14 protein-coding genes are annotated in these 12,736 nt (G+C 62.1%); 4 read left to right on the top strand and 10 right to left on the bottom strand.

The window, feature by feature from the left end; genetic code table 11:
• Positions 1-3 precede the first annotated feature (3 nt).
• On the bottom strand, positions 4-240 hold the full coding sequence (locus AWB78_RS05930; protein WP_062603166.1) for a hypothetical protein: 237 nt from the start codon (positions 238-240) through the stop codon (positions 4-6).
• Positions 241-364: 124 nt separating this feature from the next.
• Between AWB78_RS05930 and AWB78_RS05925 the strand changes: the two genes are divergently transcribed.
• The 3 genes from AWB78_RS05925 (at position 365) to pqqA (ending at position 1,142) form a co-directional block, all read left to right on the top strand.
• Positions 365-598, top strand: a complete 234-nt coding sequence (locus AWB78_RS05925; RefSeq protein WP_062603165.1) for a DUF2795 domain-containing protein — start codon at positions 365-367, stop codon at positions 596-598.
• A 103-nt stretch (positions 599-701) separates the two neighbouring features.
• Positions 702-902, top strand: coding sequence for a hypothetical protein (locus AWB78_RS46305; RefSeq protein WP_157697416.1), 201 nt, complete (start codon positions 702-704; stop codon positions 900-902).
• A 165-nt stretch (positions 903-1,067) separates the two neighbouring features.
• Entirely contained in the window at positions 1,068-1,142 is a 75-nt protein-coding gene (pqqA, locus tag AWB78_RS49285; protein ID WP_008353049.1) for a pyrroloquinoline quinone precursor peptide PqqA, read from the top strand.
• A 74-nt stretch (positions 1,143-1,216) separates the two neighbouring features.
• Here the strand turns inward: pqqA and AWB78_RS05915 are convergent, their stop codons facing one another.
• The 9 genes from AWB78_RS05915 to ehuR all read right to left on the bottom strand — a co-directional run bounded on the left by AWB78_RS05915 (position 1,217) and on the right by ehuR (position 11,637).
• Complete coding sequence (locus tag AWB78_RS05915) at positions 1,217-1,543, bottom strand: hypothetical protein (RefSeq protein ID WP_062603163.1); 327 nt, start codon at positions 1,541-1,543, stop codon at positions 1,217-1,219.
• Between the two features lie 128 nt (positions 1,544-1,671).
• Positions 1,672-3,090 carry an aspartate aminotransferase family protein gene (locus tag AWB78_RS05910; RefSeq protein ID WP_062603160.1) on the bottom strand — a complete coding sequence of 473 codons (1,419 nt, stop codon included), beginning with the start codon at positions 3,088-3,090 and terminating at the stop codon, positions 1,672-1,674.
• A 46-nt stretch (positions 3,091-3,136) separates the two neighbouring features.
• Positions 3,137-4,615 (bottom strand): NAD-dependent succinate-semialdehyde dehydrogenase, encoded by a 1,479-nt coding sequence (locus AWB78_RS05905; protein WP_062603159.1) that lies wholly within the window; start codon positions 4,613-4,615, stop codon positions 3,137-3,139.
• An 828-nt stretch (positions 4,616-5,443) separates the two neighbouring features.
• Positions 5,444-5,926, bottom strand: a complete 483-nt coding sequence (locus AWB78_RS05900) for an Lrp/AsnC family transcriptional regulator (RefSeq protein ID WP_062603157.1) — start codon at positions 5,924-5,926, stop codon at positions 5,444-5,446.
• 1 nt (position 5,927) lies between these two features.
• Positions 5,928-6,950, bottom strand: coding sequence for a N(2)-acetyl-L-2,4-diaminobutanoate deacetylase DoeB (gene doeB / locus AWB78_RS05895; RefSeq protein ID WP_062603155.1), 1,023 nt, complete (start codon positions 6,948-6,950; stop codon positions 5,928-5,930).
• A 4-nt stretch (positions 6,951-6,954) separates the two neighbouring features.
• Positions 6,955-8,172, bottom strand: coding sequence for an ectoine hydrolase DoeA (gene doeA, locus AWB78_RS05890; RefSeq protein ID WP_062603153.1), 1,218 nt, complete (start codon positions 8,170-8,172; stop codon positions 6,955-6,957).
• Between the two features lie 11 nt (positions 8,173-8,183).
• Positions 8,184-9,188, bottom strand: a complete 1,005-nt coding sequence (locus AWB78_RS05885; RefSeq protein ID WP_062603151.1) for a cyclodeaminase — start codon at positions 9,186-9,188, stop codon at positions 8,184-8,186.
• Positions 9,189-9,191: 3 nt separating this feature from the next.
• Positions 9,192-10,157: a hydroxyectoine utilization dehydratase EutB gene (gene eutB, locus AWB78_RS05880; RefSeq protein WP_062603150.1), complete on the bottom strand. Its 966-nt coding sequence runs from the start codon at positions 10,155-10,157 to the stop codon at positions 9,192-9,194.
• A gap of 82 nt (positions 10,158-10,239) precedes the next feature.
• On the bottom strand, positions 10,240-11,637 hold the full coding sequence (ehuR, locus tag AWB78_RS05875) for a MocR-like ectoine utilization transcription factor EhuR (RefSeq protein ID WP_062603148.1): 1,398 nt from the start codon (positions 11,635-11,637) through the stop codon (positions 10,240-10,242).
• Positions 11,638-11,874: 237 nt separating this feature from the next.
• Here ehuR and ehuB point away from each other — a divergent pair, with 237 nt between their 5' ends.
• The gene (gene ehuB, locus AWB78_RS05870; RefSeq protein ID WP_062603146.1) at positions 11,875-12,729 is read left to right on the top strand and encodes an ectoine/hydroxyectoine ABC transporter substrate-binding protein EhuB; all 855 of its coding nucleotides are present in this window, start codon (positions 11,875-11,877) and stop codon (positions 12,727-12,729) included.
• Positions 12,730-12,736: the final 7 nt, after the last annotated feature.

Raw genomic sequence — 12,736 nt, 5'->3', positions numbered from 1 at the left:
GCATCAGGGCATGCCGCCCATGGAAGGCGAAATGATGCTGCCCGGTTCGCCCTTCGGCTCGCCGCTTGCGCTGGACACCGCGCGCTTCGAAACGGGCGCGTGATTCCTTGCGCAAATCTCGACAGAATCCGTTCCCAGGCATTGTTGAAAGGCATCCGCGCGGGCCTTTGCATCGAATGTATAGATAGTGTCCTCGACCTTGATTTCGGTGTCGGAGATGCGGTCTGCTGTGATCGTCATGTTGCTTCGTGCCTCGCTCTTTTCGGTGATTCGTGTCGATCTACTAGCATCAAGCGCTCCCGCTCGCGGGTACGCGTGTTGCTGATTCGTAAGCGTTATCGTCGAGTCGAAAAAGGAGGCCGAAATGGCACAGCACCCCGCGCATTCGCAGAATCACCGGCATCCGGATGAGCCGCGCCTCGAAGAAATATCGCGCGCGCTGAAAGGGGCCGACTACCCGATGGGCAAGGAAAAACTCCTGGCGCTCGCGAAAAGCAATGGCGCGGACGGCGAAGTCATGGCCGTGCTCAACAAGATGAGCGATCGCAACTTCGATAGCGCCGACGCGGTGCTGCGCGAAGCGACCCGGGCGGAATGATATCGACGCGTTAATTTCGCGCATTCCGCGATGCGGCATTCAAACGCATCGCGATGCGCTTTCGATAACGCTCCTCAAATAGCACGCGAAAGAGGAAAACGTAATGACTGAAAATCCCGCAGCGCCCGACACGCGCGACAAGCCGCACGCGCCTGGCGGCAATAATCTGAGCAATATCGATCCCAAGGACGCAGACAGGGTAATCCCGCGGCCCGGTGAAGCGACCGAACGCGACCCGGTGAATGAGCCCGACAAAATCGGTACGACGCCTGACGATTCGGGAAATCGCCCACGTCCGCTATAAATAAATTAAATGAACGCCGGTGCAATTTCCAATCATGCGCCCGGCGTTCTCGCGCTAGCATTCAAATTGCGTCGAATCGGGATGCGCGGCTTTGCACGGCGCCTGCAAGAGATGAAACCGCGCAGCGGCCCGGCATCCGTCTGGCCAATCACCAAAGGAGGCTCTATGAAGTGGGAAACCCCGAGTTTCACCGATATGCGCTTCGGCTTTGAAATTACGATGTACATCGCGACGCGTTAATCGGAATTGATTGGAACATGACAAAACGGCCACTTTCGTGGCCGTTTTGTTTTATTGGCGCATCGGGTCTTTCGTCAAATGCGCTTTAGCGGTTCCGTATGTTTATTCGCGGGATCGGGCAAGTCCGCATTCTGCGCATCGAGCCCGCCCTTGCCGGCAATTTCCGGCGCGTTGCCCGAGCCGTACGGCACTTCCGCCGTCTGATGCGGATGCTGATCCAGACGACGGTTTTCCGGCTCGATTTCCCCTGCATTCGGCTGGCGCACGCCCTGCTTCGGATCGCCGCCCGTGGCCGAACCCGGCCCCGGCGTGTTGCCGATGGAACCGCCGCCGCTCGCGCCGCTGCCGGCGTCGCCCAACGGCTTGTCGGTGCTCTTCGATTCCTGCTCGCCATTGCTCATTGTGGTTCTCCTTTCGATCGTGCATCGAAGATGGTCGAGCAACCCGCGTTCCAGTTCATATCGACATGAAAAAGGCCCGCGAATTTTTCGCGGGCCTCCGGTGCTGCCAGTGCTACTGCTGCGAGCGATCAGATTGCCTGAGTCGCGAGCGCCGAGCCGATCACTTCATTCGCGACCGCATCCACCGCCTGCTTCACGATGCCGACGATCTCGTCCGCCTCGGTGCGCGTCGTGGTGAGCGGCGGCGCGAAGCCGAGGATATCGCCATGCGGCATCGCACGCGCGATCACGCCGCGTTCGAGTGCTGCGGCCGAAACCTTCGGACCGACCTTCAGCGCTGCATCGAACGGCTTGCGGGCGTCCTTGTCGGCCATGAATTCGAGCGCCGCCAGCATGCCCGCGCCGCGCACTTCGCCGACGAGCGGATGCCCGTCGAATGCGTCGTGCAATTGCTGCTGGAAATACGCGCCGACATCGGCGGCATTCTGCGTGAGGTTCTCGCGCTCGAGGATATCGAGGTTGGCGATCGCCGCGGCCGCGCAGATCGGGTGTCCCGAATACGTCCAGCCGTGACCCATCGGGCCGTATTCCTGCGAGCCCTTCTCGATGACGTCCCACACCTTCTCGCCGACGATCACGCCCGACAGCGGCGCATACGCGCTCGTCAGGCCCTTCGCCACGGTGATGAGGTCCGGCTTGATGCCGAAGTGCTGCGCGCCCATCTTCGAGCCCAGACGACCGAAGCCGCACACGACTTCATCGGAGATCAGCAGGATGTCATGCTTCTTCAGCACGTCCTGGATCGCTTCCCAATAACCTTGCGGCGGCGCGATGATGCCGCCCGTGCCCATCACCGGCTCGGCGATGAATGCGGCAATCGTATCCGCGCCTTCCTTGGCGATCAGCTTTTCCAGCTCTTCCACGCAATACGCGGTGAATTGCGCTTCGCTCATGCCGGCCGGCGCCTTGCGATACCAGTGCGGACATACCGTGTGCTTCACGCGATCGATCGGCAGATCGAAGTTCTGATGGAAGCTCGGCAGTCCCGTGAGGCTGCCCGTCACGATGCCCGAGCCGTGATAGCCGCGCTCGCGCGAAATGATCTTCTTCTTGTTCGGACGGCCGAGCACATTGTTGTAGTACCAGACGATCTTGATCTGCGTTTCGTTCGCATCCGACCCCGACATGCCGTAGTACACCTTCTTCATGCCTTCCGGCGACCAGTCGATGATGCGCGACGACAGTTCGATGATCGTATCGGTCGAGTGACCGACATAGGTGTGGTAATACGCGAGCTTCTTCGCCTGCTCGTAGATCGCTTCGGCCACTTCGGTGCGGCCATAGCCGATGTTCACGCAGTAGAGGCCCGCGAATGCATCGATATAGCTTTTGCCCTGATGATCCTGAATGCGGATGCCCTTCGCGCCCGTGACGATCTTGCCGGGCAGCGCGCCGCTCGCGTGATCGTGCGCGTGCGTGGACGGGTGCATGAAGTGCGCGCGGTCTTCGGCGAACAGTTGCTCGAGCGATTGGTTTTGCTGGGTCATGTGTTTCTCCTTGTATTCCTGATGTGTCTCTTTGAGGATAGTTCTGTCAGGCCGCGCTCGTGAGCGGCAGGCCGAGATTGCCGAGGCAAAAGTATTTCGTTTCGACGAAGGGCTCGAAGCCTTCCGCGCCGCCTTCGCGGCCGAGGCCCGAGGCTTTCATGCCGCCGAACGGAATCGGCGCGCCGGTGAATTTCACGCCGTTGACCGACACCATGGCGAAGTCGAGCCGTCGCACGAGCTGGAAGATCGTGTCGATGCGCGTCGCGCAGATGTAGGCGGCGAGGCCGTATTCCGTGTCGTTGGCGCGCGTGACGGCTTCGTCGAGCGTATCGAACGGGGAAATCGCGGAGATCGGCGCGAAGTTCTCTTCGTCGTAGATACGCATACCCGGTTTGGCATCGGCGACGACGGTCGGTTCAAAGAACCAGCCGCCGAGCGCATGCGGCTTGCCGCCGGCGGTGATGCGCGCGCCTTGCGCTTGCGCATCTTCGACGCGTGCGACGGTCGCATCGAATGCGGCCTGATGCATGAGCGGACCGACATCGACATTCGCTTCGAATGCCGTGCCTACTTTGAGTGCCTTCACTGCTTCCGTATAGCGTTGAACGAATTGCTCATAGAGCGGACGCGCGACGAGAATGCGGTTTGCAGCGCAGCAATCCTGTCCCGACGTTTGAAACTTGGCGCCTACCGCGACGCGCACGGCCTGTTCCAGGTCCGCATCTTCGGTCACGATAAAGGGCGCATTGCCGCCGAGTTCCAGCGCCAGCTTCTTGATGCCTGCTTGCGCGGCCGTCTTCGCGACGAGACCGCCGACGCGCGTCGATCCTGTGAAGCTCACGGCACGCACGCGGGTATCGCTGACGAGCGTTTCCATCGCCATTTGCGGCTCACCGATGACGACGTTGAACACGCCCGGCGGGAAGCCCGCTTCTTCGGCGAGTTGCGCGAGCGCGATCGCGGAGAACGGCGTTTCGTGTGCAGGTTTGACGACGACCGTGCAGCCCGCGGCGATCGCGGCGGCGGCCTTGCGCGTGATCATCGCGACGGGGAAATTCCACGGCGTGATGAGCGCTGCGACGCCGACCGGTTCCATCACGGTGCCGAGATGCGCACCGTCGATATGCGTGGGGATCGTGCGGCCCGTCAGGCGCTTTGCTTCATTCGCGAACCATTCGACGAAGCTGGCTGCGTAGGCGATTTCGCCTTTGGATTCGGCGAGCGGCTTGCCTTGTTCGAGCGACAGAATGCCGGCGAGGTCTGCCTGATGACGCATGATCAGCTCATGCCAGCGCAACAGCAGCGCACTGCGTTTTTGCTGCGGCATCCAGCGCCATGATTGGAACGCGCGGTCGGCGGCATCGACGGAGGCTACGATTTGCGCCTTGTCGAGCATCGGGACATGGCCGATAACTTTCTGATCTGCGGGGTTCGTTACCGCGATCGACGCGGCACTGTCGCTGTGGACCCAGCGGCCGTCGATGTAGCAAAGCGATTTGAATAGAACGGGATGACCCAGCAGCATGTTCGTCTCCTTGCGTGCATTCGTTTGTGTTCCGATGGGTCTACTTTAAGGTTCTTGCTGTCTGCGGATTTTTTGTTATCGGCTCGGGGGGCTGGTGTTTTTTCTGTTTGGCTTTCGCGTTGCGGTGGTTTTTTTGGGAGCTGGCCGCTTGCCTGGGCTTTCTGTGAAATCCTGTTTTCGTGTCGGTCTATTGGCGTTGCCCCTGTGCGGGGCGGCAGTCACTTTCTTTGCTGCTGCAAAGAAAGTAACCAAAGAAACAGCTTTCCCCAGCCTAAGCACTTCAGGCCGGCCGCGGCACAGAACTTCGCACGTGGTCCGGCAGTAGCGAGTGCCCTCATAGGTCTTATCGGGCGTGGACCGCGCACGGTCTGACAAGCTAGACCATTAAGGGCGCTGGTTCAGCACGAAATAGCTCCGGCACAGCGCTACGCGCTGCCGCTGGGTATGCAAGGGAAACCAACGAACCACCGATGCAGTGAGATGGACATGTCAGCAAGGAAGCGCGCGCAGCCCCGATTGGCCGGTCGGCCGCGAAGCGGGCCGGAGCTATTTGGCGCCTTACCGGTCAGTTGAGTGGTGCGATGTGACAGACCGTGCGCGGTCCAAGCCCGGAGAGTTTTGTGAGGGCACTCGCTACTGCCGGACCACGTGCAATCTTCTGTGCCGCGGCCGGCATGAAGTGCTTAGGCTGGGGATAGCTGTTTCTTTGGTTACTTTCTTTGCAGCAGCAAAGAAAGTGACTGCCGCCCCGCACAGGGGCAACGCTAATAGACCGACACGAAAACAGGATTTCACGCACGCCCGCCCCCCGGGATCCGGCAACAAAGATCAAAGCCCCTCTTCAGCCCAGTCCGGCGGCGCCCCCGCCGCATTCTTCACAACCTTGGTAACGATATAAGTGAAGTACCGCTCGATCCCAAGCTCCTCAACAAGCAAAGAATCGATAAACCGCTGATAGTGATCGATATCCCGCGCCACGACATGCAGCACATAATCCACGCCACCCCCGGTGGCATAACACTGGACGATTTCGGAAGCCGCAGCAACCCGCTCCTCGAACCGCCGCATATCCGCCGCCGTATGACGCGAAAGCGTCACCTCAACGACAATACGGCTGCCTTTGAAAGCAGCCGTCCAGTCGATATCCGCGCGATAGCCCTTGATGAGCCCGCTATCTTCGAGTTTCTTCACGCGCTCCCATGCAGGCGAGATCGACAGATTGACCTCTTCCGCAAGGCGCGATTTCGTGATGCGGCCATCCCGCGCAAGAATGCGAAGGATGGCCAGATCGTAGCGATCGAGTTTGATCAAATTACACGCTCACAGCAATGTTGCGTTCGACGATATCCGCTACCACAGCCACAGTATCGCCCGTTTGCACGAGGCCGGGGAAATGCCGTGCCGCAAGCAGACCATCACGCTTCGCGCGATATTCAACCGGCGCCGCGCCCGTGCGCGTGATGTCATAGACACGCGCGAGCACATCGCCCGCTTTCACCATGTCGCCGAGATCGCGGCACATTTCCAGCAAACCCGTGTGCTCGCTCGTCGTGTAACAGGTGCCGTCCGGCATGTCGAGCAGCGTGGTCGTGCGCGCTTCGCCCTGCACGATCGACTTCTCGATGATGCCCGCATACGCAAGAAAGCCATACACGCCCCGCTCCGCGACCGCGACGCTCTTCGCCGTCGAAGAACCGCCGCCGCCCAGCTCCGTCGATACGAACACCTTGCCCGCCTCTTCCGCCGCGCTGTCGTAAAGACCGACGCTGTCGAGCTCCAGCATGCGCATCGAGTAAGGCGCGCCGAACGCGCGCATCGCGGCCTCGCAACGCGATTGCTGCGTCGCGTCGTTCAGCACGTGAATCGCCGCGAACGGCAGGAAGTCGAGCGTGCGGCCGCCCGCATGAATATCCAGCACGTAATCGGCGAGCGGCAACAGATGACGCTGGAAGTAATCCGCGATCTTCTCCGTCACCGTGCCGTCGGGCTTGCCGGGAAAGCTGCGGTTCAGATTGCCCGCATCGATCGGCGAAGTGCGCGCGCCCGCCCGAAACGCCGGGTAGTTCATGAACGGCACGATGATCACACGGCCGTTCACGTCGCCTGCCTTCAACGTCGATGCGAGCTTCGCCAGCGCGATCGGCCCTTCGTACTCGTCGCCGTGATTGCCGCCCGTGAGCAGCGCGGTGGGTCCGTCGCCATGCTTGATCACGGTGACCGGAATCATCACGGCGCCCCACGCGGAATCGTTGCGCGAGTACGGCAGCTTCAGAAAGCCGTGCTGTTCGCCGTCCGCGTCGAAATCGACGGTCGGGCTGATCGGTGACGCGCGCATCGTGTTACTCCTTCACGAACAATTTGCGAGGCGTGTTGCAGAAAGTCTCGACGCCCGTATCGGTAATCAGGATGCTCTCCGTGATTTCGAGGCCCCAGTCGTCGAGCCACAGGCCCGGCATGAAGTGGAACGTCATGCCGGGTTCGAGGACGGTCTTGTCCCCGGGACGCAGGCTCATCGTGCGCTCGCCCCAGTCCGGCGGATAACTCGCGCCGATCGGATAACCGCAACGGCTGTTCTTCTCGATGCCGAACTTCGCCAGCACCGCGAAGAACGCATTGGCGATGTCCTCGGTCTTGTTGCCCGGCTTCGCCATCGCAAGCCCTGCTTCGATGCCTTCGACAACCGCCTTCTCGCCTTCGATGAAATGCTGCGGCGGCTTGCCGAGATACACCGTGCGCGACAGCGGACAGTGATAGCGCTTGAAGCATCCCGCGATTTCGAAGAACGTGCCCGCGTTCGCCGTGAACGCCGAATCGTCCCACGTGAGGTGCGGCGCGGCAGCATCGGAACCAGTCGGCAACAGCGGCACGATGGCCGGATAATCGCCGCCATAACCTTCGACGCCGGTGATGCCCGCTTCGTAAATCTGCGCGACGAGATCGCTCTTCTTCATGCCCGGCTCGACCTTGTCGAGAATGCGCGCATGCATTTTCTCGACGATGCGCGCCGCGACGCGCATGTATTCGATCTCGCGCGGCGACTTCACCGCGCGCTGCCAGTTGACGAGCGCGGTCGCATCGACGAACTTCGCGTTCGGCAAATGCTGCGTCAACGACGCATACGCCTTCGCGCTGAAGTAGTAGTTGTCCATCTCCACGCCGATGCGCTTTTGATCCCAGCCGCGCGCGGCGATCACTTCAGTGGACAGGTAATCCATCGGATGGCGCACCGTGGATTGCACATAGTGATCCGGATAGCCGACGATATCGTCGTGCGACATGAACACCGTGCGCTTCGCGCCGTTCGCGTCCTGGCCGCGGCCGTACCACACCGGCTCGCCGTCCATCGCGAGCAGCACGCACTGATGCACGTAGAACGACCAGCCGTCATAGCCGGTGAGCCACGCCATGTTGGTCGGGTCGGTCACGATCAGCAGATCGATGCCCGCCTTCTCCATCGCGCGCCGCGTCTTCGCGATGCGCGCATCGTATTCGCTGCGCTCGAACGGCAGGCGTACCACGGGCGCCTCGCCCTTCTTCTGTTGCGTGATTTCGGACATCGTCCCCTCTATCAAGCGGTCACATCGTTGTGGAAAATGGTTCCTGCCTTCGCCGCGCGCGCACGCTGAATCGCGAGCGTTGCAATCGCGGTGTCCTGCGCACCGGTGCCGGTGAGGTCGCACACGGTTATTTCGTCGTCGTTCGCGCGGCCCGGCATTTTTTGCGCGATGACTTCGCCGAGTTCGGCGAAGGTACTGCCAGCATCCGTCACGCCTGCTTCGATCGCGTGATGCAGTTCGCCCAGCACGCGCACCTGCTGTAAGCGATCACATACGTAGCGCGCTTTCGTGAACACGTCCGGCGCAATTTCGTTCTTGTGCTCGGCATCCGAGCCCATCGCGGTGATATGCAGACCGGGATGCAAATCGCGTGCGTGAATCAAGGGCTCGCGGCTCGGCGTCGTCGTGATCGCGATGTCGGCATGTTTGAGCGCCTGACTGACGCTGTCCGCGACCTCGCACGGCAAGTCTTCGCAATCGCGTGCGAACTGCTGCGCGTTCTTCGAATCGCGCGCCCATACGGTGACATGCTCGATATCGCGCACGAGACGCAACGCTTTCAGTTGCAGACGCGCCTGCTCGCCCGCGCCGATGATCGCGACACGCTTCGCATCCTTGCGCGCAAGCCAGCGCGACGCGACCGCGCCCGCGGCCGCCGTGCGGACCGCGGTGAGATAACCGTTGTCGAGCAAGACCGCTTCGGTGAGACCCGTGCGCGCCGAGAGCACGAGCATCAGGCCATTCAGGCTCGGCAAGCCGAGCGACGGATTGTTGAAGAAGCCCGGGCTCACCTTGATCGCGAAGCTCGGAAAGCGCGGCAAATACGCGGTTTTCACGTCGACTTCGCCATCATGCTCGGGAATGTCGAGGCGCAGGATCGGCGGCATCGCGACGGCTTCGGTCGCGAGCGACCTGAACGCGGCTTCGACTTGCTCGATTGCGTCGAGGTCGAGCGGCACGAGCTTGCGCAGTTGCGCCTGCCCGAGCAGTACGGTGGAGGTATCGATGTTGGACATAGGTTAGGCCGCTCCAATCAGGCGACGATGCGTTTCGATATCGATGTTGCTTCCGCTCACCACGATGACGATCGGCCCGCCCTGCGCCTTGATCGCGCCATCGAGCAGCGCCGCCATGCCGACCGCGGCCGCGCCTTCGATGACGAGCCGCTCCTCGCGATAGGCATGCACGATGCCGCGCGCGATCGACACCTCATCGAGCAGCACGACCTCGTCGACGAGATCGCGCGTCATGGCGAACGTATGCTGGTTATCCAGGCCGATGCCGCCGCCGAGCGAATCGGCGAGCGTTTCGAGTTCGTCGACGAACACGGGCTTGCCTGCCGCGAGACTCGCGTGCATCGCGGCGCCGCGTTCCATCGACACGCCGATCATCTTCACCCGGGGACGAATGCTCTTCGCCGCGAACGCGACGCCGCTGAACAAGCCGCCGCCCGACAAGGGCACGACGATGCTCGCCGCATCGGGCAGCGCTTCGAGAATTTCGAGGCCCATGGTGGCCTGCCCCGCGATCACGCGTTGATCGTCGAAAGGCGGCACGAATGCATAGCCTTCTTCGCGCACGAGACGTTGCGCTTCGACCTGCGCATCGTCCTGGCTCTTGCCCGTGATGACGACGCGCGCGCCGAGCGCGGCCACCGCATCGACCTTGTTCTTCGGCACGAGCGCAGACATGCACACGGCCGCCTCGATGCCGAGCGCACGCGCCGCATGTGCGACCGCGCGGCCATGATTGCCCGTCGATGCGGTGACGACGCGCTTGCAGCCTTCCTCGGCGATCTGCGCGAGCGCATTGGTCGCGCCGCGCAATTTGAAGCTGCCGGTGGGTTGCAGCGTTTCGAGCTTCAGATGAACCGGCACGCCCGCGATACGCGAGAGCGACGCCGATTGAACGAGCGGCGTGACGAGCGCGCGTCCTTCGATGCGCTGGCGGGCGCGGTAGACATCGGCGAGCGTGAGTGCGGACATATCGGACTGAGTTGCGTGTTCGGGGTAACGATGCAACTCAGTCTAATGTCCTAAAAAATCGTTTTCGATTGTCCTAGTTCATTTAGTTGAAGTCGTGCACATGCGGGTATTGCCCGAACACTTCGCGAATCGTTTCGATCGCCGTGCGAAACGCGCCTTCGCCGACCTCCGCGCCCACGCAAAGCCGCACCGCATTGGGCCGTTCCGCGCCGCGCACGAGAAACGGATCGGGCGATGTCACCGCGATATTGCGATTGCGCAATTCGCGCGTCATGCGCTCCGCTTCCCATTCGTCGGGCACGCGCAGCCATGCCGACAGCGCGTTCGGATGACTGCCCAGCACGTACTCGCCGAGCACTTCGCGCACGACACTCTGGCGCGCCGCGAGCCGCTCGCGTTGAACCTGCACGAGACGTTGCGCCGTGCCGTCCATGATCCAGCGCGCCGTGACTTCGGCGATCGGCGAAGTCGCCATCCAGCTACTCACGCGCAGCACGCTTTCCGCGCGCAGCGCGAGCCTGCGCGGCACCGTCATGAAGCCGGTGCGCAAACCGCTCAGCACCGATTTCGTCATGCTCGTGCAATAGAACGCGAGCTCGGGAATCAGGCTCGCGATGGGCGTTTGCGTCTTCGCGGGCAGCGCGCCATAGACATCGTCTTCGATCACATAGACGCCATAGCGCTCCGCGATGCGCGCGATCGCGCGGCGGCGTGAATCCGGCATCATCGCGACCGTGGGATTGTTCAGCGTCGGCGTGCAGACGAGCGCGCTCACGCGCTCGCTGTCGCAGACTTCCTCGAAGTGCTCGGGACGTATCCCGTGTTCGTCGATCTCCAGACCTTTGAGCGTAAACCCCAGTACGTTCGCCGAACCGATCACGCCGTGATCCGTCAGGCTCTCGCACAAGACGGTATCGCCGGGACCGACGATCGACGCGAGCGCGAGAAAGATGCCGTGCGCCGCGCCGTTCGTGACGAGCACCGTGTCCGCGCTCGCCGGCATATTGAGCGACGCGAGCCACGCGACACCCGCCTGCCGATGATGCTCGAAGCCCGCGATGGGCCTGAACGCGCGTATCCACGGCTGATCCTCGATGGTCGATAGCGTCGCGCAGACCTTGCGCCACATCGCGTCGTGCTCGGGGGTATGCACGATGCGCGCGATCGAAAAATCGACCACCGAGCGCTCGGCCGTATCGAGCATGTAGTTGGACATCGCCTCGGTCACGCGCGCCGAGACGAAGCTGCCGCGCCCCACTTCGCAGCGGATCAGCCCTTGCCTTTCGAGTTCCTTGTACGCGTTGGTCACGGTCTGCACGCTGATCGCGAGATCCGCCGCGACCTCGCGCTGCGGCGGCAGGCGTTCGCCCGACGCGAGCGCGCCGTTTTCTATATCGGCGGCCATCGCCTTGACGAGCCGCTTGTACTTGGACTGCACGCCCTGCACCGTACGCACGGCGTCGCGCCATCTTTCATTCACTTCCTGCTCCTCGCATACCGGGTTCCATACGCAATAGTGGCGCAAAAGCCCGCGCGAAAATAATTGTCCTAGAGCAATCGGAACAAATATATGGCTTTGTATTCTGCATCGGTGGCTGTGCTGCGAGTCGCCTCAAAGCCCTGTGGAGTAAGGGTTTTCTCTGTCTCTCGCTTTCGATGCCGCCATTGGATTGCCCTCACTCGACCACGCTTGAAGAACCATTACTACGGGAACGATATGAACACGAAGCGACTGTCTGGCATGCTGGCAGCGGCGTGCGTCGCGGCAGCGAGCCTTGCCGCCTATGCCACGAGCGCGAGCGCGGAAACCACGCTGCAGCGCATCCAGCGCACCGGCGAGGTGCGTATCGGCTATGCGAACGAAACGCCCTTCGCCTACACGACGCCCGACGGCACCGTGACCGGCGAATCGCCCGAGATCGCGAAGAAGGTGTTCGCGAAGCTCGGCGTGAAGAAGGTGGATGCGGTGCTGACCGAGTGGGGCGCGCTGATTCCGGGCCTGAAGGCCGGCCGCTTCGACGTGATCGCGGCGGGCATGTACATCACGCCCGAGCGTTGCAAGCAAGTGGCGTTCGCCGATCCGCAATACCAGATCCCCGACACGCTGCTGACGATGAAGGGCAACCCGAAGAACCTGCACAGCTATGCCGATGTCGCGAAGCAACCGGACACGAAACTTGCTGTGATGGCAGGGACGGCCGAGTTGGGCTATGCGCGTCAGGCCGGCATCAAGGATGACCAGATCCTGCAGGTTCCGGACACCACCGCGCAATTGCAGGCCGTGCGCGCGCGCCGCGCCGATGCGGCCGTCGGCACCGCATTGACGATGAAGGGTCTCGCATCGAAGGGCGGCCCGCAGGTCGAGGCGATCAGCCAGTTCAACGACGATCCGAAGCACACCGGTTATGGCGCGCTCGCGTTCCGTCCGGAGGACACCGATCTGCGCGATGCCGTGAATAAGGAGCTGCATCAGTGGCTCGGCACCGAGGACCATCTGAAGACGGTCGCGCCCTTCGGCTTCGACAAGTCGAACGTGACGACGAAGAAAGCGCCCGAGCTTTGCGCGGGCTGAGCATCCG

The sequence above is a fragment of the Caballeronia calidae genome (assembly GCF_900044055.2).
GTDB lineage: Bacteria > Pseudomonadota > Gammaproteobacteria > Burkholderiales > Burkholderiaceae > Caballeronia > Caballeronia calidae.
Note: the sequence above shows the minus strand (reverse complement) of the source record. Positions and strands in the feature narration are given on the sequence as shown.